Origin of the sequence: Streptomyces sp. NPDC085524 (assembly GCF_044541755.1) — a bacterium.
Lineage (GTDB): Bacteria > Actinomycetota > Actinomycetes > Streptomycetales > Streptomycetaceae > Streptomyces.
The window spans coordinates 72,252-92,827 of sequence record NZ_JBITTH010000027.1 but is presented as its reverse complement, the minus strand read 5'-3'; the positions used below and the strand labels follow the sequence as shown (position 1 = coordinate 92,827).

The window sequence follows — 20,576 nt, the reverse complement described above, 5'->3', positions numbered from 1 at the left end:
CGGTTCCGCATCCCTGCGTGACATGCGTCACGGCGCACACGTCGACGCGGCGCCCCCGCGAACGGTTCCACGCCATCGACATTTCATCGTTTGTCCCGTTTGGAATTGACATTCCCCTCTCCTGCGGGAACGGAATCTGCGGTACCGGCGGGCTCTCCCCCGACCTGCCTGGTCACGGGTATTTCTGAGAATCCATCAGGCGGTTGGGGCAGTGATCAGATCGTGACCATGCACGATCACCGGCTCGTTTCAAGCCGCGATTCGCATGCTCCGGGTGGTGCGGGAACGGAAACTTGCCAGGCCGTTGGCGGCCTTTTAAGAATGGCGGCTCCTCCAGCCCCACGAGTGAGGTCACGGCATGCAGAAGCATCGGAAGAAGAAGCCCTTCAGGAAAGCGGTCATAGCCGTCGGCGTACTGGGAATCGTGGGTGTTCCCACCGTCGCCTATGCGTGCTGGGACATGCAGGACTCCGGCCGGACCCGGGCCGGGAGCCAGCACGACGGGGGCTCGTGGCAGTACGCGACGCCCTCGGCCACCCCCGGTTCCGCCGCGCCCGTGGACCTTCCGCTCCCGAGCAGCTCGCCGAGCGCCTCCGCCTCGCCCAGCCCCACGGCGTCCGCGTCGCAGCCCGTCGTACAGACGACCCCGCCCGCGGCCCCGAAGCCGAAGCCGGATCCGACGAAGCCGCCCACCGTGACCCGGCAGCCGGCACCCGCCCCCGCGCCCCCGAAGACCTCGGCCCCGGCTCCTTCCGGCGCCACCGGCCAGGTCCTCGCGCTCGTCAACCAGGAGCGCGCCGCCGCCGGATGCCCGGCCCTCACCCTCAACTCCAAGCTCACGCAGGCGGCACAGGCTCACAGCGCGGACATGGCCGCCCACTCCAACATGTCCCACACCGGCTCCGACGGATCCGACCCGGGCGCGCGCATCACCCGCGCCGGATACGCCTGGAGCTCGTACGGGGAGAACGTCGCCTACGGCTACAGCACCCCCGAGAAGGTCATGGAGGGCTGGATGAACAGCCCCGGCCACCGGGCGAACATCCTGAACTGCTCCTTCAAGGAGATCGGCATCGGCCTGGCCCAGCCGAACTCCTACTGGACCCAGGACTTCGGAAGCGCCCGCTGACGCTCAGCGGTGGGTGATGCGCCCGCCGGACATCGTGAGCCGGATCGGCGTCTCCGCCAGCTCCTGCGGGTCGGCGGTGACCGGGTCCGGCCAGAACGCCGTCAGGTCGGCCCGGAAGCCGGCCGCGATCCGGCCCGCCACCTCCTCCTCCCCCGCCGCGAGCGCCGCGTGCGAGGTCATGCCCTCGAGGGCCATCAGTCCGGTCAGGGCCCGGCCCGCCGAGGCCGCGCCGAGCGGGCTGCGGGCGGTGGCCAGCACCTGGCGGGCGTCGAAGTCGGCGATCGGCCAGTCCGAGCCCAGCGCGAGGACGGCTCCCGCGTCGCGCAGGTCCCGGCAGCGCCAGGCCCGTGCGGCCCGCTCCTCCCCCAGCCGCTTCGACCACTCGTCTGTGTGGTCGGCCCGGGTGTACCCGGCGTGCGGCGGCTGCATCGAGGCGATGACCCCGAGCTCCGCGAAGCGGTTCAGCTGGTCGTCGGGGACGGTCTCGATGTGCTCGATCCGGTGCCGCATCCGGGCCCGGGCGCCGATGCCCTCCACGGTGTCCAGGACGTGCCGGACCGCCGCGTCGCCGATGGCGTGGGTGGCCGTACGAACTCCGGCGGCGTCCAGGACCCGTACCGCGCGGGCGTAGGCCTCGGGGTCGGGCCAGAAGGCGTCGGTGCCCTGGCCGTGGCAGTCGGCGTGCTCCAGCCAGGCGGTGCCTCCCTCGACGGTGCCGTCCATGAAGAACTTCACGCCGCCGACCTGCCAGTTGCGGCCCTGGAGGCGCTGGAGCGAGATCAGCTCGTCGAGTGCGTCGTCGTCGGCGCCCGGCATGCACCAGGGGGCCAGTTTCAGGCGCAGCGGCAGGTGGCCCTCGTACTCGACGGTCGACAGGAGTGCCGGGACGTCTCCGTCGCCGAGGTCCATGACGTGGGCGGCGGTGAGGCCGGTGGCGGCCATGTCGCCGAGCAGTCCGACCAGTCCGGCGCGGCGCTGCGCGCTGGAGGGCTTGGGCACCAGGCGGCTGACCAGTTCCATCGCGGCGTGCTCGACGAGGTGGCCGGTGGGGCGGCCCCCGGCGTCGCAGACGATCTCGGAACGCTGGGCGAAGGCGCGGGGCCCGGTGATGCCCGCGGCGGCGAGGGCCGCGCCGGAGGCGAGCGCGGAGTGGCCGTCGTAGAGCCGCAGGAAGGCGGGGGCGCCGTCCAGGGCGTCCTCGACGAGGGCCCGGTCGACGGGGCGGCCGCCGAAGGCGTTGTGGTCGAGGCCGTGGCCGACGACCCAGCCCTTGTTGCGTTCGGCGCCGCGCAGGGCGGCGCGGAGCTGGTCGAGGTCCCGTACGGAGGACAGGTCGGTGCCGGTGGCCATCTCGAGGCCCCAGACGGGGTGGCTGTGGGCGTCGGTGAGGCCTGGGGTGAGGGTGGCGCCGCCGAGGTCGATCACCTCGGTGCCGGGGCCGCGCCAGTCCCGTACGTCGGAGTCCTCGCCGACGGCCACGATCTCGCCGCCGAGGACGGCTACGGCACCGGCTTCGGGGCGGGCGGGGTCGAGGGTGCGGACGCGGGCTCCGGTGAGGACGGTGTCGGCAGCGGGCACTGCTCTGCTCCTTCGGTGGTGGGGGGTTCTTCGGCGAAGCGGGCGTAGACCTCGGGGCGGCGGGTCTTCAGCCGCTGGGCGAGGGCCAGGCCGAGGAGGAACACGGCGGGGACGAGGGCGACGAGGACGGTGTCGACGGTGGCGGAGGCCGCGGTGAAGAGCTCCACCTTGGAGACGACCAGGAAGATGGCCACGGCGAGCAGGACCGCGGCGGCGACGGGCGCGACCACGGTCCGCCAGGGCCCCTCGGTGTGCGCGGTGCGGCGGAAGTAGACGGGTACGGCGACGGCCGCGAGCAGCATCAGCGCCATGAGGGCGATCATGCCGGGGGTGTTCACCCAGAGCAGGAGCTGCTGGTACGGGTCGGCGCCGGCGAGCGCGAAACCGAGGACGACCACCGCGCCGAGGACGGTCTGCGCGATGCCCGCCCGGTACGGGGAGCGGTGGCGGGGGTGGACGCGGCCGAGGGCGGCGGGCAGGACGCCCTCCTCGGCGAGGGCGAGGGCGTAGCGGTTGATGGCGTTGTGGAAGGCGAGGAGGGAGGCGATGACGCTGGTGACGATGAAGACGTGCATCAGGTCCGCCGCCCAGGCGCCGACGTAGGTGGTGATCGCGGTGAAGAAGGCCGCTGGGGTCTGCGGTCGACCGCAGGACCCCCACGACGCCAAGAGTCTGATGCTGTCCAGACGATGAAGGCTTGGAGTTCTCTCCCACCCATAAGAGGGGAGATTCCCACCTGGGTTGCCCCGGCAGGTGTGACAGCACTTGCGTCCGTCCTGCGACGATCCTCCCGACCGCCGGGCAGGTCGGTGACCTGCCGTACTCCGGCAACTTGGTTGTCGCTGCCGGGTGTTCATACGGTAGCAGAGAGTGGCGAGCATCGCGCCAAGCGGCGCGGACCGCGCCAGGTGCGAGGGAGCCGGACGAGTACCCGGTCTCGGCGACGAGCAGGATCCCGAGCAGCTTCGCGCCGAAGTCGATGGAGCGGAAGCCGCCGTACCAGATGAGGGCGAGCCCGGCGAGGGACACGGGCAGCCAGGGGACGTCGAGGCCGAACAGGGCGCGGCCGGTGTCGGCGGTGGTCGTGCCGAGGAGGCCGTAGACGCCGATCTCCATGCCGTTGTAGCCGATCAGCGCGAGCAGGGCGGCGCCGATGCCGGCGTGCTGGCCGAGGCCGCGGGTGATGTACGCGTAGAAGGCGCCGCCGCTGCGGACGTGGCGGCTCATGGTGGTGAAGCCGACGGCGAAGACGGCGAGGGTGATCCCGGCGAGGAGGTACCCGGCGGGGGCGCCGATGCCGCCGAGGAGGATAGCGACGGGGGCCACGCCGGCCATGACGGTGAGGGGGGCTGCGGCGGAGACGACGAAGAAGGAGATGTCGGCGGTGCCGAGCGCGGCGCTGCGGAGCTCGGGCGGGGAGGTGCTTTCGGGCAAGGCGGGGCCCTTCTGCTGGGGAGGCAGAAACCTAAAGGCTTTCGGTTTTCGGCAATGTAGCCTCCGTTTCCGGAGTACGGGAAGACCTGACGACCTCACGGTGGGAGAAAACCGATGGCACGGCCGCGCACCCCCTTGCTCGACCGGCAGCGGATCGCCACGACGGCCCTGCAACTCGTCTCGGAACAGGGCGAGTTCAGCGTTCCGCAGATCGCGCGGGCGCTCGGCGTGCAGACCGGCTCGGTCTACCACCACGTGGACGGCCGGGCGGGGGTGATCGAGCTGATACGGGAGCTGGTGTGCGACCGGATCGCCGACGACGCCCTGGCCCTGTCCCCTTGGGATCACGCCCTGGAGGGGTGGGCACGCTCCTACCGGGCCGCCTTCGCCGCCTACCCCCGGGCCATCCCGCTGCTGATGACCAACCCGGTGCGGGCCCCGAGGGTGCTCGCCCAGTACGAGCACGCGGTGGCCCTGCTGCGGGGCGCCGGCTTCGCCGAGCCGGACGTGATGCCGCTGCTGACCGCCCTGGAGAACCTGGTCCTGGGCTCGGCGCTGGACCTCGCGGCCCCCGAGGCCATGTGGGAGCCGACGGCGCAGACCCCGCTGCTGGCCGGGGCCCTGGCGGCGGTGGGCCCGGGGCGGCGGGCGGACGCGGCCTTCGAAGTCGGCCTGGCGGCGTTCCTCTCGTACGCGCGCACCCTGCAGGGCGGCGCCGCGGAGTCGTAGGGTGCGGGGAACGATCTTTCCGGTTCCCCTGGAGGCCCGTCCGCATGGCTGTCGTCCACCGCACCACCATGAACCCCGGCAAGCTGGAACTCCTGGCCTCCTGGCTGCCGTTGCAGCCCTGGTACGCGGGACGGCCGGGCCGGGCACCCGAGTTGGCGAAGGCGGGCGGCTTCCGGCTCGACGACCCGGAGGGCGAGGTCGGCATCGACTTCATGGTGGTCACCGACACGGCGGACCCGGCCGCCCCGGTCACGTACCACGTCCCCCTGACCTACCGCGGCGCCCCGCTGCCCGGCGGCGAAGCGGCCCTGGTAGGCACCTCGGAGCACGGCGTGCTGGGCACCCGCTGGATCTACGACGGCACCCGGGACCCGGTCCTGCGGGCCCAACTCCGGGCGCTGCTGCGGGGCGGGGCGGTCGCCCAGGCGCAGAGCGCGAGCGACACCCCGGACCTGACGGTCCTGGTGGCCCCGGGCGAGGACGGCCCGGCCCTCTCCGTCACCCGCGTCCTGAACCCGCACGCCCCGGCGGCCCCGGCGGCCACCCATGTCACGGCCGTGTGGCGGGACCGGGACGGCACGCCGACCCGGGCCGTCTTCGCGGCGCTGCGCGGCGAGTAGGACGTGTCGGGACCTCCGGGGCGGGGCAGGGTGCTGGGTACCCCGAACCCGCCCTGGAGGTCGGCATGACCCTGCAGCAGAAGAAGACAGTCGCGTTGACCGTCGTCGGCGTCGCGGCGGGCGTCGCGGCCTTCGTCGCCGCGTCCGGCAGGGACCGCGCCGCCGCCCGCCAGCTCGACTGGGGCAGCTCCGACAGCAGCACCTGCGACAGCACGGGCAGCTGCGGAACGGAGAGCAGCTGCGGCACCGCCGCCTGCGGCAACGGCCTCTGAGACGCCGGCCCGCGGCCTACCGGTCGGACCGGCCTCCACTGCGCCGCACCTCGGGCCCGCCGCCGCACCACCGCTCACGGCGACACCCCCTGCTACGTGACCCACGTCACTTCCACGGGTCGATGAGTTCGGCGGGACCGTCCGGTCATACATGCGACGAGACTCCAGCGCCGCACGCCCGGCCACCGGGCGGGAGCGGCGACCGAGGAAGGCATGCCATGACCCACACGATCAGCCCCTCCGCCTCCGCGGCCGCCACCTCCGCGGCCGCCACCGGCACCGGCACCGCGGCGCGGGGGCTGCTCGCGTGCGCGGCGGTGGCGGGCCCGTTGTTCCTGGCCGTGGGGATCACCCACGGCCTCGCGCGGGAGGGCTTCGACTTCACGCGCAACGCCATCAGCCAGCTGAGCCTCGGCGACCCGGGCTGGATCCAGATCGCCGACTTCCTCGTCGCAGGCACCCTGCTGATCACCGGCGCCATCGGGATGCGGCGCTCGCTCACCGCGGGCCCCGGCCATCGTGCGGCGCCCTGGCTGGTCGGGGTGTTCGGGCCTCGTTCCTGGTCAGCGCGGTGTTCCCGGCCGACCCCGGAGCCGGCTTCCCGGTCGGCACGCCCGACTCCGCGACCCCCTCGCTGAGCGCGCACGGCGCGGTCCACATGGTCGGCGGCGTGATCGGCTACCTCGCGCTGTGCGCCGCCTTCCTCGTCCTGGCCCGCCGCTTCGCCGCCGGGCGGCAGCGGGGCTGGGCGATCGCCTGCCGCGCGCTCCCGGTGGCCGTCCTCGCCGGCTTCGCCGGGTCGGCCGCCTCCGTACTGTCCTTCACGGCGGGAGCGGCCCTCGGCCTCGTCGGACTCGCCGCGGTGACCGCCCGGCTGACGCACCGGTAGCCGTACCGGCACCCACACGCATACGCATACGCACGCACGCACCCACGCACACCGAACGAAAGACACGGACGACATGTCGGACTCACTGCAGGGCGCCGCGTACTTCCCCTCCATCGAGAAGAAGTACGGCCGTCCGATCTCGGAATGGAAGGAGCTCATCCGCTCCTCCCCGTTGACCAGGCACATGGAGCTCGTCGGCTGGCTCAAGTCCGAGCACGGCCTGGGCCACGGCCATGCCAACGCCCTGGTCGCCCACACCCGGGCCGAGGACGACGCCGAGTAGGCCCACCGGAACGGGCAAGGGCGGTCCACGGACTCACACCGGGTCAGTGGACCGCCGCGCGGCGAACACCTGCCGCCAGTGCTGCGCCGCCCTCCCCATGTCCTCCCCGACATGGCCGAGGAACCGGCCCATGCAGTCGAGCCGCCCGCCCGCCGGGGTGTCGGCTCCGAGGAGGCCCGCGCCCTCCCGCGCCACGGCGGCGAGTGCGGAGTTCAGGCGGGAGCTCTCCTCCAGCGAGTGGAACCAGATCTCCTCGTCGATGACGTACCGGTCGCGCCGGCCTCCGGCGTCGCGTTCGCGCCTGATCAGGCCCTGCGCCGCGAGGTAGCCGACGGCCTTGGAGACCGACGCCGGGCTGACGCGCAGCCGCTCGGCCAGTTCGCCGGCCGTGAGGCTGCCGGTGTCCGTGGTGTAGAGGCAGCCGAGCACGCCGGCCGTCATCCGCGGCAGCCCTGTGTCGACGAGCAGTTCCCTGAACCGCTGCTCGAAGTCGCGCAGGGTCTCCGGGTCGCGCCCGTACGGATCGGACGGCGCGGCGGCCTGCACCGCGTGGGAGGCCGTCAGCTGCCTGCGCCTGCGGGCCCGTCGCGCGGTCGCGTGCTGCGCCCGGTCGGCCCGGTAGTCGTTGGGGCCGCCGTTGCGCATCACCTCGCGGGTGACCGTCGACGCCGGCCGGCCGAGCCGCTTGGCGATCTCGTTGTACGAGAGGTCTTCTGCCAGTCCGGCGGCGATCTGCCGCCGGTCCTCCTGAGTAAGCCTGCCTCCGGGCACGGGGGTGCACCTCCTGCAACGCTCCGGTTTCAGGCTGACAGCATGCGTTCACATCAGGGTCATTGCAAAGCCCGTCTCTCCGGCTTTGCATTCAACGGCAAGCCCATTGCAACAATCCCAACCAATCTACCTGCATTGACTGCCCCATTGGGCGGCAGTTTGATTGCCCAACCGCTGAACGCAACATAGCTTTTCCCATGTCGCGAACGAGCTCGACAGGTCAGGAAGCGAGACATCCATGCGTGTGGCGATCGGTGAATTCATCAGCCTGGACGGCGTCGTGCAGGCTCCCGGCCACCCGGAGGAGGACCAGGACGGCGGGTTCGCCCACGGCGGCTGGTCCCACCCGTTCTTCGACCCGGAGGTGATGGGCGGCACCCTGGCCGAGTGGTCGGCCGAGACCGACGCCCTGCTGTTCGGCCGCCGCACCTGGCAGGGCATGGCGGCGGCATGGCCCGACCGGGCCGGCGACCCGTTCGCCGACCACATGAACGGCGTCACCAAGTACGTCGTGTCCAGCACCCTCCGCGAGGACGAGCTGACGTGGAACAACACCACGCTCGTCCCCGGCGACCAGGCGCTGGAGCAGATCAGGAAGCTCCGCGACTCCGACGGGCGCGACCTGGTGGTCATGGGGAGCGCGTCCCTCACCCGGACCCTGCTGGCCGAGGGGCTGGTCGACGAACTCCGGCTGATGATCGTGCCGGTGCTCCTCGGCGGCGGCAAGACGATCTACCCGGCCGACGGTCTGCTCCGCGCGTTCGAGCTCGTCTCGACCGTCGTCAGCGGCACCGGCGTGCACGTGTGCACGTACCGGCCGGAGTCCGCGCAGTAGTCACCGGGCGTACGAGCCGATCCCGACGAGGCAGTAGACGTACTGGTTGATGACGCTGCCGTTCAGGGTGTAGCGGTAGGAGAACGCGTACTCCGTCTTCGGGTTGTCGTTGCAGCGGTTCAGGTCCGAGGTCATCGGGATGCTCTCGATCACCCGGTAGTGCGCGTCGGACGCCGAGCAGGAGACCTCCTCCACGCCGCTGACGCGCTGGGCCGTCGTCGAGTCCGGCAGTTCCCCGTTGAGGCAGGTTCCCCGGTCGAAGGGGCTGGGGGCGGCGTCGGTCGGGGAGGCGGGGGCGGCCGGTTCGGTCTCCCGGTACGTGGGGGTGGCGGGGTAGGTGGGGTCGGGACTCGCCGCATACGAGGGAGCGTACGAAGGCGAATACGAGGGCGAATACGAGGGCGAGTACGAGGGCGTCCGGGTACCGGAGGCCGCCTTCCCGTCGCCCCCGTCCACGCCCCCGAAGGCGCTGTTCAGCAGGGCGTAGCCGACGAGCAGGGCCGCTGCCGCCCCCAGTGCCACCAGGCACCCGCGCGCCCCGGACTTGGGCGTCTGCCCGGGAGGCACGGCGGGCGGCCCGGACGCCGCCGGGCCGCTCACCACGGGCGTGGCCACGGTCGGCGGCTGCTGCGCCCGCGCCCCGGCCGCTTCTGCCGCCCGTGCCCCGGCTACCCGGATCCGCAGTGGCAGCTCCTCACTCCCGACCCTGACCCGGACCAGCTCGCCGTCCCGGCAGGGCGGGATGCGGAGGCGGGCCGGGCCCGTCGGCAAGGTGTGTTGGAGGATCACGCCGAAGCGGGCCTGCTGCGCGGTGATCGTTATCTCGATTTCCTGCGACGACACCAACTGCTCCATGGGGTGAGGGTGGTGCGGAGGCTGTCCAGCGGTCAGCAGGAATTGTGCCTGCTACACGCAGACTGACGCAGAGGTTCCGCGAGACACCCGGATCTCTCCGCCCCTCCGGGCAACCGAATCCGAGCAGGAGGTGGTCAAGAGGGCGAAGGGGGTGGCGATGCACGCCGAGCAAGAAGCTCATTTCCAGTCGTTCGTGGCCGCACGCTGGACTCACCTCGTGCGCACCGCGTACTTGCTGACCGGTGATCCGCACGACGCGGAGGACGTGACGCAGACCGCGCTCGCGAAGGCGTACCGGTCGTGGCGGCGGGTGTCGCGCATGGACAGTCCGGAGGCGTACGTGCGCCGGATGCTGGTCAGCTGCAACAGCGACAGGTTCCGCAAGCGCCGGGTCGCGGAGCGGCTCACGGACAGCGTGCCGGACACGTCGGTGCGCGACAACGCCGTGGCCTGGGCCGACGAGCGCAGCGTGCTGATGGACGCCCTGGCGGGGCTGCCCGCGCGGCAGCGGGCGGTCGTGGTGATGCGGTACTGGGAGGACCTCTCCGAGGCCGAGACCGCCGACGCCCTGGGGTGCTCTCCCGGCACCGTCAAGAGCCAGGCCTCCAAGGCCCTGGCGAAACTGCGCGCCTGCCCCGGCCTGGACCAGTTCGCCACACACACCACGACGAAGGAGAGGGCGGTCCTGTGAACGGCCACGGTGACTTCGAACTGAACCTGCGGGACCGGATGGCCCTGGACGCGGAAGCCGTGCGCCCCGGCACCGTCCCGTATCCGGAGATCGTCCGGCAGGGCCGCGCGGAGCAGCGCCGGCGCCGGCTGGCCGTCGCCGGGGCGGCCCTGTTCGTGCTGGCCCTCGTACCGGCCACGGCCCTCGCCCTCACCGGCAGCGGCCCGTCGGACCGGGCGGCGGTGGCGGACAGCGGCCCTGCGCCGGCCACACCGCCCGCGTCCCCCGCGCCGCCCGCCGGTCCGGCCGCGCCCGCCACCCCCGGCCAGCTCGCCGACGGCATCACCCTCCAGGACGCGGCCACCGGGCTGGAGCAGTGCCTCGCCATGGACGCGGAGCACCCCAGTCCGCAGGGGGCGCCGCGGCAGGACCTGGGCAAGGCCGCCGACTACCGGATCCTGCTCGCACACCGCAGCACCGGCAACGACAACAGCCCCGGCGACGGCCGCTTCATCGTCGCGGTCAAGGACACCCCGGTGCCCATCCGCCTCATCTGCACCATCAAGGACGACAAGGCGAGCGGCCTGAACACCTCCGTCGGCAAGGACGGCACTCCCGGGGACCGGCCCGTCGTCCCGGACATGAACGGCGGCAAGCTCTACCTCCAGCGCCTGAGCACGGAGGGCCCCTGGAAGCTCCCCTACCGCTGGGGCAGCATCGGCACGGTCGACTCCCGCGTCGCCCGCGTCACGGTCACCTACGGCGACGCCACCGCTGAAGCCGCCCTCGACCACGGCTGGTTCGCCGCCACCGGAACCCTGGAACAGCGCGTCACCCGGGCCCCCCAGATCAAGGGCTACGACGCCCAGGGCAAAGAGATCTACGACTCGGACAGCGACAAGTACTACGACAAGCCCATCCCGTAGCCGGACCCACAGCCGGGACTCGGGCCCTCGCCGCCGCACAGGGGTCGGCGGCGAGGGCCCGCCCCACCCGTCTGCGGATCAGTCCCGTCCGGAAAGGACCGGCTCGTTTTCACTCACCCGTGACGCCTGGGCAGGCACTGCGGCCAATGGCGTAGCGGTCCGGTCCTCGGCCGGTGCGGGCGCCTCCAGCGGGGCCCGGCGCGCCACCGCCTTCAGTACGCGGCGGCCCAGGTTCTGGAAGGGCAGCTCCACCAGGCGGTAGCCGAGCCAGCTCAGAGCCGTCAGTGCGGCCGTGAACGCCGTCAGCAGCAGGGCCCGGCCCGTCCAGCTCTGGACGGGGCCGTGTCCCGCCAGCATCCAGTTCATCGCGTGGATCACGGGGTTGTGCAGCAGGTAGAGCGAATAGCTGATCGCGCCGAACCAGCTGAGCCAGCGTGGGAAGCGGCGCTTGCGGAGCAGCATGCCCGCGGCGAAGACCGCCCACGCGGCGAGGTAGGCGAACGACCACGCCATCCAGGAGTCGGTCCAGGTCTGCGCGTGCGCCCAGCCGTGGTTGTACATGTAGCCGGTGAGGAAGCCGCAGACGACGACGAAGCCGCAGGACAGGAGAGCCTGGGTGCGTTCGATCTGGCCGTGCTCCAGCCGGTACAGCACGGTGCCGGAGAACATCGTCGCGAAGATCATCATGGTCTCGAACGCCGCGGAGCGGCTGTTGAGGATGATCAGCACCAGGCCGAGGGCTCCGAGGAGCAGCCCGCCGCCCTTGATGAGGGCCTGCCTGCCGGTCATGATGCAGGCCATCGCCATCACCACGACGGTCGCGCAGGCGAGGACCAGGTGCCGGGTGGCCGACAGGTCGACGGAGAGCGTGCCGAGGGCGATCCAGCCGCCCAGCACCAGCGCCACCGCCGCGAAGCCGACGGCGATGGGCGCGCTCCTGCGGTGCCAGCCGAGCACGAAGAGTGCCGTGACGAAGTAGTAGAAGACCATCTCGTACGTGAGGGTCCACAGCACGCCGAGGGCGTTGGGGACGCCCATGAGGTCCTGCAGCATGAGCCCGTTCGCCGCGACCGAGAGCAGCGGATGGTCGAACGCCCAGCCCGCCACCACCCCGTACTTGCGGGGCAGGATCAGCAGGGCGGCGACGAAGGTGACGATGACGACCGGGTAGATCCGGAAGGCACGGCCGATCCAGAACCCCCGCACGTCGCCGCGCCGCTCCAGCGAGGCCGGGATGATGTAGCCGCTGACCAGGAAGAACAGCAGGACGCCGAAGACGCCCGGATCCAGGTAGTACGGCACCTGGGTGCCGTGGGGCACCCAGCGGAGCGGCAGCTTCAGGTGGTGCATCGCGACGGACAGGGCAGCGATGCCCCGCAGGGCGTCCAGCCAGCCGAGCCGCGACGCGGTCGCGGCGGGGCCGCTCTGCGCAGCGGCCGACGCACGACGTCCGTCGGCTGTGCGTTCGATCGGTTTCACCCGTGGAGGCTACACAGGGTGGCGCGTGTCGGAGCGCCCTCAGGCGCGTGACCTGTGCTACGCCCCGTAGAAGAGGTCGTCCACCACCGCGCGGGCCCGGCGGGTGATGCGGCGGTAGTCGTCCAGCATTTCGCCGACCGTGCCCTCCGCGTAGCCGAGGTAGCGGCCGACCGCCGACAGTTCACGGGCTTCCGAGGGGAAGGTGTCCCCCGCGCGGCCGCGGACCAGCATCACCGCGTTGCGGACCCGGGTGGCCAGGACCCAGGCCTCGTCGAGGATCTGGGCCTCCTCGGTCGGGATCAGGCCGGCCGCGTGGGCGGCGGCCAGGGCCCGGCGGGTGCGGGTGGTGCGCAGGCCCGGTTCGGACCAGGCGTGCCGCATCTGGAGGAGCTGGACGGTCCACTCGACGTCGCTGAGGCCGCCGCGGCCGAGTTTGGTGTGGAGGGTGGGGTCGGCTCCGCGCGGCAGGCGTTCCGATTCCATGCGGGCCTTGAGGCGGCGGATCTCGCGTACGGCGTCCTCGCCGAGCCCCTCCATCGGGTAGCGCAGCGGGTCGATGAGGTCGATGAAGCGGGCGCCCAGGTCGGCGTCGCCGGCGACCGGTTCGGCCCGGAGCAGGGCCTGGCTCTCCCAGGTCAGGGACCAGCGGCGGTAGTAGGCGGCGTACGAGGACAGGGTGCGGACCAGGGGGCCGGAGCGGCCCTCCGGGCGCAGGTCGGCGTCGATGAGCAGTGGCGGGTCCGCGGTGGGGAGCTGGAGCAGGCGGCGCATTTCGGCGATGACGCTCTGGGCGGCCTTCGCCGCTTCCTGCTCGTCGACGCCCTCGCGCGGTTCGTGGACGAAGAGGACGTCGGCGTCGGAGCCGTAGCCCAGTTCGTGCCCGCCGAAGCGGCCGACGCCGATGACGGCGAAGCGGGTGGGCAGGGTGTCGCCCCACTGGTCCTGGACGGCGGCGCGCAGGGCCCCGGCGATGGTGGCCGCGGTGAGGTCGGAGACGGCTCCGCCGACCCGGTCGACGAGGGCTCCGTGGTCCTCCTCGGCCGGGCTGTCCTCCGTACCGTACGAGCCGATGATGTCGGCGGCGGTGGTGCGGAAGAGCTCGCGGCGGCGGACCCCGCGCACGGCGGTGACGGCGGCCTCGGCGCTGTCGGCGCGGCCCACGGCGGCCATGACCTCCTGCTCCAGGGCCTCGCGGGTACGGGGTTGCAGGCCTTCGGGGTCGCCGAGCAGGGCGACGGCCTCGGGGGCGCGCATCAGCAGGTCGGGGGCGAGGCGTCCGGCGGACAGGACCCGGGCGAGGTTCTCGGCGGCCGCGCCCTCGTCGCGCAGGAGGCGCAGGTACCAGGGGGTCTTGCCGAGGGCGTCGGAGACCTTGCGGAAGCCGAGCAGGCCGGCGTCCGGGTCGGCGGAGTCGGCGAACCAGCCGAGGAGCACGGGCAGGAGGGTGCGCTGGATGGCGGCCTTGCGGGTGACGCCGGAGGCGAGGGCTTCGAGGTGGCGCAGGGCGGCGGCCGGATCCGCGTACCCGAGGGCTTCGAGGCGCTGGCCGGCGGCGAGCGGGGAGAGCCTGGTCTCGCCGGGGGTGAGCTGGGCGACGGCGTCGAGCAGCGGCCGGTAGAAGAGCTTCTCGTGCAGGCGGCGGACCACGGAGGCGTGCCGCTTCCAGGCCTTGTTGAGTTCGGCGACGGGTTCGGTGCGCAGGCCGAGCGAGCGGCCGAGGCGGCGCAGGTCGTTCTCGTCCTCGGGGACGAGGTGGGTGCGGCGCAGCCGGTAGAGCTGGATGCGGTGCTCCATGGCGCGAAGGAAGCGGTACGCGTCGTGCAGCTGGGCGGCGTCGGCGCGGCCGACGTAGCCGCCGGCGGCGAGGGCGTGGAGGGCGTCGAGGGTGGTGCCGGAGTGCAGGGTGGCGTCGTGGCGGCCGTGGACGAGCTGGAGGAGCTGGACGGCGAACTCGACGTCGCGCAGGCCGCCGGGGCCGAGTTTGAGCTCGCGGTCGACCTGGGCGGCGGGGATGTTGTCGACGACGCGGCGGCGCATCTTCTGGACGTCGGCGACGAAGTTCTCGCGTTCGGCGGCCTGCCAGACCAGGGGGCTTATGGCGTCGACGTACTCGGCACCCAGGTCGGGGTCGCCGGCGACGGCGCGGGCCTTGAGGAGGGCCTGGAACTCCCAGGTCTTGGCCCAGCGCTGGTAGTAGGCCAGGTGGGAGGAGAGGGTACGGACGAGGGGGCCGTTGCGGCCCTCGGGGCGGAGGTTGGCGTCGACGGGCCAGATGGTGCCCTCGACGGTGGTCTCCGAGCAGATCCTCATGAGGTGGGAGGCGAGGCGGGTGGCGGCCTGGAGGGCCTTGTGCTCATCGGTGCCGTTGACGGCCTCTCCGACGAAGATCACGTCCACGTCGGAGACGTAATTGAGTTCGTTGCCGCCGCACTTGCCCATCGCGATGACGGCCAGCCGGCACTGGGCGGCGTCCTCGGGTGCGGCGGCGCTCGCGATGCGCAGGGCCGCGCGGAGGGTGGCGGTGGCGAGGTCGGCGAGCTCGGCGGCGGTCTCGGCGACGTCGATGGTGCCGCAGACGTCGCGGGCGGCGATGGAGAGCAGGCAGCGGCGGTAGGCCACGCGCAGGCCGACGGGGTCGTGGGCGTCGGCCAGCCCGCGCTCGAAGTCGGCGAGCCCGGGGTGCAGGTCGGCGGCCTCGTACGTGACCAGGGCCTGCCAGTCGCGGGGGTGGCGGGCGAGGTGGTCGCCGAGCGCCTCGGAGGCGCCGAGGACGCCGAGGAGCCGGTCGCGCAGGGGTTTCGCGGCGACGAGGGTGTCGAGGAGCAGGGGCCGCTCGTCGGGGGTCTGCGCCTCGGCGAGCCGGACGAGTCCGAGGAGCGCGAGGTCGGGGTCGGCGGTCGCTCCCAGTGCGTCGAGGAGCACCGGATCGGAGCGTACGGATGCCAGCGCGTCGTCCTCCAGCAGCCGGGCGGCGCTCTGGGGGTCGGTGAAACCGCTGCGCAGCAGCTGGATGAAGGTGCTGCTCCTGCGTCCCGGGACTGTCATCCCGCCGCCTCCTGGGTCGTCGCTGCCGCCGCTGCCGCTGCCGCTGCCTGCCGCCGTCTGCCTGGGGCGAGCCTAGCCGGAGCGGCGTTCGGGGCACGGGAAGATCGCGGACGTATCATGGGGCGACTTATCTGATTATCTGAATGTTTAGTTCCACTTGGGGCCCGCTCCCCGCCACCAGGCCAGGAGGAGCCCTGTGCACGAGCGTCCGGCTGCCGGCCCGTACTCCGAATACGACGCAGGGGCGGTGGCCGGTTCCCGGCACTCCGAGGCGTCGGCGGGCCGCGCCGGTGCCGAACCCCCTCGCGGGCGGCGGGCGAAGGGCAGGACGACGGCGGCGCCCCGCGGGCGCCGGGCCGCCCGTCGCGGGGGCGAGCCCGCGGCGTCGCACGCCAGTGATCATGCTCACGTCCGCAGTGGCGGGAACCGCAGCGGGCGCGGCGGCAGGGACGCCCGCGGGCACGCAGGCCGCGGGCCCGTCGGGGGCGAGCGCCCCCACCGGCACCGCTGGGCCGGCCTCGTCAAGGTCGTCGTGTTCGTCGCCGCCACCCTCGCCGGCAGCATGCTCGTGCTCCGCGGCAACGACGCCCTCGACCGGCTCGACCACCCCACCCCGTCCGACGGCAGGGCCGTCGCCCCCGCGGCGCCGGCCGACGCGCCCGATCCCGGGCGGGTGCTCCAGATCGTCGCCCACCCCGACGACGACCTCTATTTCATGAACCCGGACCTGCGCTATTCCATAACCGCCGGCCACCCCGTGACCTCGGTCTACCTCACCTCCGGCGAAGCCGACGGCATCAACGCCGGCGCCGCCAAGGAGAAGAGCACCCGCCCCGACAAGCCCGCCTACGCCGAGGCCCGCCAGAACGGCATCCGCGCCGCCTACGCCCAGATGGCGACCGGCGACCGCACCAGCGCCTGGAAGCGCACCGTCGTGCCGACCAGGGGCGGCGCCCACGCCGAGGTCGACGTCCTCGTCGCCAAGCCCCACGTCAACCTCGTCTGGCTGCAGTTGCGCGAGGCGGGCAGCGTCTACGACCCCGTCGCCGACAGCCTCCACGGCCTGTGGGACGGCACGGTCCCCCGCCTGGAGTCGATGCTCGCCTCCGGCACCCCGGTCAAGCAGCGGTTCACGTACACGAAGGAGCAGGTCGTCCAGACCCTCGTCGGCGTGCTCGAGCAGTACAAGCCGACGACCGTCCGCGCCCAGGACCCGACCCCCGGCCGCTTCCCCGACACCAAGCGGTACACGGACCACCAGGACCACTTCTACGGCACCCGCTTCGTGCAGCTCGCCACCGCCGCGTACGCGAAGGACGTCAAGGACCGCCCGCACTTCGCCGTGCAGAACTACATCGGCTACTTCAACGGCTCCCTCCCCAGCGCCCTGGACCCCGGCGAGGCGAAGGAGAAGCTGGACATCCTGGGCACGTACGCCTGGCTCGACCGGCAGAACCACTGCGGCAGCACCGCCGGCTGCGGCGACCTCAAGGTCGCCGACCGGCCGGCGGGCAACCGGTGGACGGAGACCGTCAACTACGCCCGCGGCAACAGCACTTCCTGGCTGACCTCCGACCAGGACCACGGACTGTGGGCCTTCAAGGTGCTCGACGGGCAGGTCGCGGTCTGGCACCGCGCCGGCCTCGTCGGCCCCTGGACCGGCCCGACCCTGCTGCCCGGCACCGGCATGGACCCGGGCATGTCCACCGTCACCCTCCAGGACGGCCGGATATCCGCCTTCGGCACCCGCACCTCCTTCGGCACGAAGCCGGCCGACTACCGGCGCGAGGTCGTGTACGCCGTCCAACGCGCGCCGGGCTCCGAGGAGTTCGGGGAGTGGCAGTCGCTGGGCACACCGGAGACCGCCGACGAGACGTGGACCTCCGACATCAGCGCCCCCGCCGTCTCGGTCGACGGCACCGGGCGGCCGGCCGCGTACGTCCGCGACGGCGCGGGCACCCTGCGCGGCAGGGTGCAGCGGGCGGACGGCAGCTGGGGCCCGTGGGAGAGGTACGGCGGCGCCGACCTGCACGGCACCCCGGCCACCGCGACCGACGGCGCCGGGCGGCGCATGGTGTTCGCCACGACCTCCAAGACGGTGCTGGGCTGGGCGCAGCCCAAGCCGGGCGCCCCGCTGGGCCCGGCCACGGCCACCGGCCTGCCGGACACCACGCTCCCGCTGACGGCGGCGGGCCGCGAGGGCGGGGTGCGGCTGTGGTTCCGCAAGCCCGGGTCGGGCAACGTCCGCACGGCGCTCGTCACCGGGGACGGCGGGCTGAAGGTGAACAACCTCACCGACCTCGGCGGGCTCCAGGGCTTCGGGGCGGTCACGGCGAGCGGGAACGTGCTGGCGGGCCGCTCGGCGGGCGGACAGCTGGGCTCGGACGTCGGGTGGGGCCGGCCGTGGGAGCGGTCGCCGCTGATGTTCGTGGGCGCGCCGTCCTCGACGATGACCGGCAGGAACATGGTGAGCCTGGCGGTGGTGGGGCTCGACGCGCGGCTGTACGTGACCTCGTCGGCGGACGCCCCGGACGCGCGGCTGGCGCCGTGGCAGCCGGTGGGTCCGCGCAACACGGCTCCGTAGGAATCACCCGATGGCGACAGAACCCTGACTCCGGGCGATTCCGTCACGAAAACCCGATCAACAACGCATATCAACCACACCAATTGACCCGCAGGATGGAACAACGGCGTCCGCATTGAGGTCACATAGGGGTGCGAAAGCTTACACAAGGGGCAATCGCGTCCGGTCGTCTTCGGAAAGTGGCAGTCATTCCCGGAATCGGTGAACCAAGTCCCCCGATTTGGACTCTCTCTGACTGATCAGCGGTTCTTCCGCCCGGACCTGACCCCCCAAGGCGTGACCGATGCCCATCACCCGTCGCCGTTTCGCGGCCGCGCTCGCGGTGCTCACCGCGGGCACCACCGGCGTGTTCGCCGTGACCGCCGCCCAGCAGACGCCGGCCGAGGCCACCCAGGACAAGGGTTCCGCCGTCGTGCTGCCCGCGAGCGTCACCGCCGGATCGGTCGTCCAGATCGTCGCCCACCCCGACGACGACCTCTTCTTCATGAACCCCGACCTCGTCCGCTCGCTGCTCTCCGGCACCCCGGTCACCACCGCCTACCTGACCTCCGGCGAGGCCGACGGCGTCAACCGGGCCAACGGCGGCGCCGCCAAGGACCCGGACCAGCCCGCCGACCGCGCCCACTACGCGGAGGCCCGGCAGAACGGCATACGCTCCGCGTACGCGCAGATGGCCACCGGGGACCGCACCAGCGCATGGCGCCGTACGGTCGTGCCCACGGCCGGTGGCGGGCAGGCCGAGCTCGACGTCCTCATAGCGAAGCCGCAGGTCAACCTGGTGTGGCTGCAGCTGCGCGAGGCCCGCAGCACCGGCGGGGACACCCCCGAGAGCCTGCGCGGCCTGTGGAACGGGCGGATACCGGCGCTGGCCTCCCAGCTGACCTCCGGAACCCCGGTCAAGCAGCAGTTCACGTACACCAAGGACCAGCTGATACAGGCGATATCCGGGGTCCTGGAGAAGTACAGGCCGACGACGATACGGATGCAGGACCCGACGCCCGGCCGGTACGGGGACAACGGCCGGTACACCGACCACCAGGACCACATGTACGGCGCCCGCTTCGTGCAGGCCGCCGCGTCCGCCTATGCCGAGCGGGTCAAGGACCGTCCGCGCTTCTCCGTGCAGAACTACCTCGGCTACCACAACGGCACCCTCCCGCACGCGCTGGACCCGCAGACCGCCGACTCGAAGACCGCGTTCCTGAAGACCTACGCCTGGCAGGACGGCGAGAACTACTGCGGCAGCCCCTCCGGCTGCGGCGACCGCAAGGTCGCGGGCAATCCGACCGGCAAGAACTGGGCGCAGTCGCTGCGCTACAGCCGCGGCGACCTCACCTCCTGGGTGACGGAGGGCACGCCCGGCCGGCTCTGGGCGTTCGCCACCCTCGACGGGCAGACCGCGTACTGGACGCGGACCCCGGCCGGCGCCTGGACGGGCCCCGTACTCCTCCCCGGCACGGGCATGGACCCGGGCGCCACCGCCACCCGCCTCCCCGACGGGCGCGTCGCGGTCCTGGCCACCCGCACGACGCTGGGGCCTGCGCCCGTCGAGTACCGGCGCGAGGTCGTGTACGCCGTCCAGTCCGCGCCCGACGGCCCGTTCGGGCCCTGGCAGTCGCTCGGTACCCCCGAGCGGGCCGACGAGGACGGCACCTCCTCGATCAGCTCCCCCTCGGCCACCGTCGACGCGAACGGGCGCGTCACCGTCTACGTCCGCGACTCCCGCCGCACCCTGCGCTCCGCGACCCAGCGGCCGGACGGCGGCTTCTCCGAGTGGCACCGCCTGGGCGGCGAGGACCTGCAGAGCGACCCGGTGACGGCGGTCGACTCCGCCGGGCGGCGCCACGTGTACGCCACCACCACGAAGTCGGTGCTGGCCTGGACCCAGCCCACCCCGGCCGCCCCGCTGGTCGGCCCCTTCGAGACGGGCCTGCCCGCGACGACGGTCCCGCTGACGGCGGCCCCGGACGGCGCGGGCGTCCGCCTGTACTTCCGCCGCCCGGACTCGGGGGTCGTCCGCACGGCCCTGGTCACGGCGACCCCCGGCAAGCCCCAGGTCTCCAGCGTCACGGAGGCGGGCGGCCGGGCCGGCTACGGCGCGGTCGGCGTCGCGGGCCGCCTCATCTCGGGCCGCGCGGACACCGGCACGATCGGCACCACGGGCCTCGGCGGCCCGCCGGCGTGGACGGAGTCCGCCATGCTCTACGCGGGCGCTCCGGGCGCGGTCCTGGAACTCTCGGGCGCGACGACGGCGGTCCTGGGCCTGGACGCGAACCTCCACATCACGACCACCCCCAGAACCCCGACCACCCCCACCTGGCACCGCGCGGTCCGCTGAACCGCCCCCGCGCGACACCACGCCGGGACCGCCCCGGCCACGCGCCGGACGGCCCACGGGCGGCCCAGGGCCGGTGAAACGACTCCGGGCCGGTGGTCGACGACCACCGGCCCGGAGTTTCGTGTGCCACCCGAAGGGG

Annotated in this window: 15 protein-coding genes and 2 pseudogenes; 11 read left to right on the top strand and 6 right to left on the bottom strand. The window is 72.9% G+C overall.

The annotated features are described in order from the left end of the window. Positions 1–358: 358 nt before the first annotated feature. The gene (locus ACIGFK_RS33130) at positions 359–1,129 is read left to right on the top strand and encodes a CAP domain-containing protein (RefSeq protein WP_400054757.1); all 771 of its coding nucleotides are present in this window, start codon (positions 359–361) and stop codon (positions 1,127–1,129) included. Between the two features lie 3 nt (positions 1,130–1,132). On the opposite strand, the gene ACIGFK_RS33125 is transcribed toward ACIGFK_RS33130, so the two are convergent. Both ACIGFK_RS33125 and ACIGFK_RS33120 read right to left on the bottom strand, forming a co-directional pair. Beyond that, a complete protein-coding gene (locus ACIGFK_RS33125; protein ID WP_400054755.1) occupies positions 1,133–2,707 on the bottom strand; it encodes an amidohydrolase in 1,575 nt (524 codons plus the stop codon). Further along, positions 2,629–4,141, bottom strand: a pseudogene (locus ACIGFK_RS33120) (amino acid permease); the annotation flags it as partial. The pseudogene ACIGFK_RS33120 and the gene ACIGFK_RS33125, both read right to left, overlap by 79 nt. Positions 4,142–4,255: 114 nt before the next feature. Here ACIGFK_RS33120 and ACIGFK_RS33115 point away from each other — a divergent pair. The 5 genes and pseudogenes from ACIGFK_RS33115 to ACIGFK_RS33095 all read left to right on the top strand — a co-directional run bounded on the left by ACIGFK_RS33115 (position 4,256) and on the right by ACIGFK_RS33095 (position 6,934). Further along, entirely contained in the window at positions 4,256–4,870 is a 615-nt protein-coding gene (locus ACIGFK_RS33115) for a TetR/AcrR family transcriptional regulator (RefSeq protein WP_376659053.1), read from the top strand. Between the two features lie 44 nt (positions 4,871–4,914). Continuing rightward, complete coding sequence (locus tag ACIGFK_RS33110; RefSeq protein WP_400054753.1) at positions 4,915–5,490, top strand: 1,4-alpha-glucan branching protein; 576 nt, start codon at positions 4,915–4,917, stop codon at positions 5,488–5,490. Between the two features lie 65 nt (positions 5,491–5,555). Beyond that, entirely contained in the window at positions 5,556–5,762 is a 207-nt protein-coding gene (locus ACIGFK_RS33105) for a hypothetical protein (RefSeq protein ID WP_386467553.1), read from the top strand. Between the two features lie 122 nt (positions 5,763–5,884). After that, positions 5,885–6,651: pseudogene (locus ACIGFK_RS33100) on the top strand (DUF998 domain-containing protein). A 73-nt stretch (positions 6,652–6,724) separates the two neighbouring features. After that, positions 6,725–6,934 (top strand): DUF4287 domain-containing protein, encoded by a 210-nt coding sequence (locus ACIGFK_RS33095; protein ID WP_376659049.1) that lies wholly within the window; start codon positions 6,725–6,727, stop codon positions 6,932–6,934. Between the two features lie 33 nt (positions 6,935–6,967). On the opposite strand, the gene ACIGFK_RS33090 is transcribed toward ACIGFK_RS33095, so the two are convergent. After that, a complete protein-coding gene (locus ACIGFK_RS33090) occupies positions 6,968–7,705 on the bottom strand; it encodes a MarR family transcriptional regulator (RefSeq protein ID WP_386467549.1) in 738 nt (245 codons plus the stop codon). A 238-nt stretch (positions 7,706–7,943) separates the two neighbouring features. Here ACIGFK_RS33090 and ACIGFK_RS33085 point away from each other — a divergent pair, with 238 nt between their 5' ends. Beyond that, entirely contained in the window at positions 7,944–8,540 is a 597-nt protein-coding gene (locus ACIGFK_RS33085; RefSeq protein WP_386467547.1) for a dihydrofolate reductase family protein, read from the top strand. Here ACIGFK_RS33085 and ACIGFK_RS33080 read toward each other — a convergent pair whose 3' ends face one another. After that, positions 8,541–9,395, bottom strand: a complete 855-nt coding sequence (locus ACIGFK_RS33080) for a hypothetical protein (RefSeq protein ID WP_400054750.1) — start codon at positions 9,393–9,395, stop codon at positions 8,541–8,543. Between the two features lie 157 nt (positions 9,396–9,552). On the opposite strand from ACIGFK_RS33080, the gene ACIGFK_RS33075 reads away from it, so the two are divergent. Then, positions 9,553–10,086 carry a SigE family RNA polymerase sigma factor gene (locus tag ACIGFK_RS33075; RefSeq protein WP_376659045.1) on the top strand — a complete coding sequence of 178 codons (534 nt, stop codon included), beginning with the start codon at positions 9,553–9,555 and terminating at the stop codon, positions 10,084–10,086. Beyond that, positions 10,083–10,991: a hypothetical protein gene (locus ACIGFK_RS33070; RefSeq protein WP_400054748.1), complete on the top strand. Its 909-nt coding sequence runs from the start codon at positions 10,083–10,085 to the stop codon at positions 10,989–10,991. Before ACIGFK_RS33075 ends, ACIGFK_RS33070 begins: the two co-directional genes overlap by 4 nt. 78 nt (positions 10,992–11,069) lie before the next feature. Here ACIGFK_RS33070 and ACIGFK_RS33065 read toward each other — a convergent pair whose 3' ends face one another. Together ACIGFK_RS33065 and ACIGFK_RS33060 are read right to left on the bottom strand one after the other, a co-directional pair. After that, a complete protein-coding gene (locus tag ACIGFK_RS33065) occupies positions 11,070–12,470 on the bottom strand; it encodes an acyltransferase family protein (RefSeq protein ID WP_376661718.1) in 1,401 nt (466 codons plus the stop codon). A 57-nt stretch (positions 12,471–12,527) separates the two neighbouring features. Beyond that, positions 12,528–15,515: a bifunctional [glutamine synthetase] adenylyltransferase/[glutamine synthetase]-adenylyl-L-tyrosine phosphorylase gene (locus ACIGFK_RS33060; protein WP_376661719.1), complete on the bottom strand. Its 2,988-nt coding sequence runs from the start codon at positions 15,513–15,515 to the stop codon at positions 12,528–12,530. A gap of 196 nt (positions 15,516–15,711) precedes the next feature. Between ACIGFK_RS33060 and ACIGFK_RS33055 the strand changes: the two genes are divergently transcribed. Together ACIGFK_RS33055 and ACIGFK_RS33050 are read left to right on the top strand one after the other, a co-directional pair. After that, positions 15,712–18,099, top strand: a complete 2,388-nt coding sequence (locus tag ACIGFK_RS33055) for a PIG-L family deacetylase (protein WP_400054746.1) — start codon at positions 15,712–15,714, stop codon at positions 18,097–18,099. A 283-nt stretch (positions 18,100–18,382) separates the two neighbouring features. Further along, the gene (locus ACIGFK_RS33050) at positions 18,383–20,437 is read left to right on the top strand and encodes a PIG-L family deacetylase (RefSeq protein ID WP_376661721.1); all 2,055 of its coding nucleotides are present in this window, start codon (positions 18,383–18,385) and stop codon (positions 20,435–20,437) included. Positions 20,438–20,576: the final 139 nt, after the last annotated feature.

Bases quoted from the DNA above. Each gene is read 5' to 3' on its own strand.
- ACIGFK_RS33105 (WP_386467553.1), top strand. From the start codon at position 5,556: ATGACCCTGCAGCAGAAGAAGACAGTCGCGTTGACCGTCGTCGGCGTC.
- ACIGFK_RS33080 (WP_400054750.1), bottom strand. From the start codon at position 9,395: ATGGAGCAGTTGGTGTCGTCGCAGGAAATCGAGATAACGATCACCGCG.
- ACIGFK_RS33130 (WP_400054757.1), top strand. From the start codon at position 359: ATGCAGAAGCATCGGAAGAAGAAGCCCTTCAGGAAAGCGGTCATAGCC.
- ACIGFK_RS33085 (WP_386467547.1), top strand. From the start codon at position 7,944: ATGCGTGTGGCGATCGGTGAATTCATCAGCCTGGACGGCGTCGTGCAG.
- ACIGFK_RS33060 (WP_376661719.1), bottom strand. From the start codon at position 15,515: ATGACAGTCCCGGGACGCAGGAGCAGCACCTTCATCCAGCTGCTGCGC.
- ACIGFK_RS33115 (WP_376659053.1), top strand. From the start codon at position 4,256: ATGGCACGGCCGCGCACCCCCTTGCTCGACCGGCAGCGGATCGCCACG.
- ACIGFK_RS33110 (WP_400054753.1), top strand. From the start codon at position 4,915: ATGGCTGTCGTCCACCGCACCACCATGAACCCCGGCAAGCTGGAACTC.
- ACIGFK_RS33095 (WP_376659049.1), top strand. From the start codon at position 6,725: ATGTCGGACTCACTGCAGGGCGCCGCGTACTTCCCCTCCATCGAGAAG.
- ACIGFK_RS33075 (WP_376659045.1), top strand. From the start codon at position 9,553: ATGCACGCCGAGCAAGAAGCTCATTTCCAGTCGTTCGTGGCCGCACGC.
- ACIGFK_RS33050 (WP_376661721.1), top strand. From the start codon at position 18,383: ATGCCCATCACCCGTCGCCGTTTCGCGGCCGCGCTCGCGGTGCTCACC.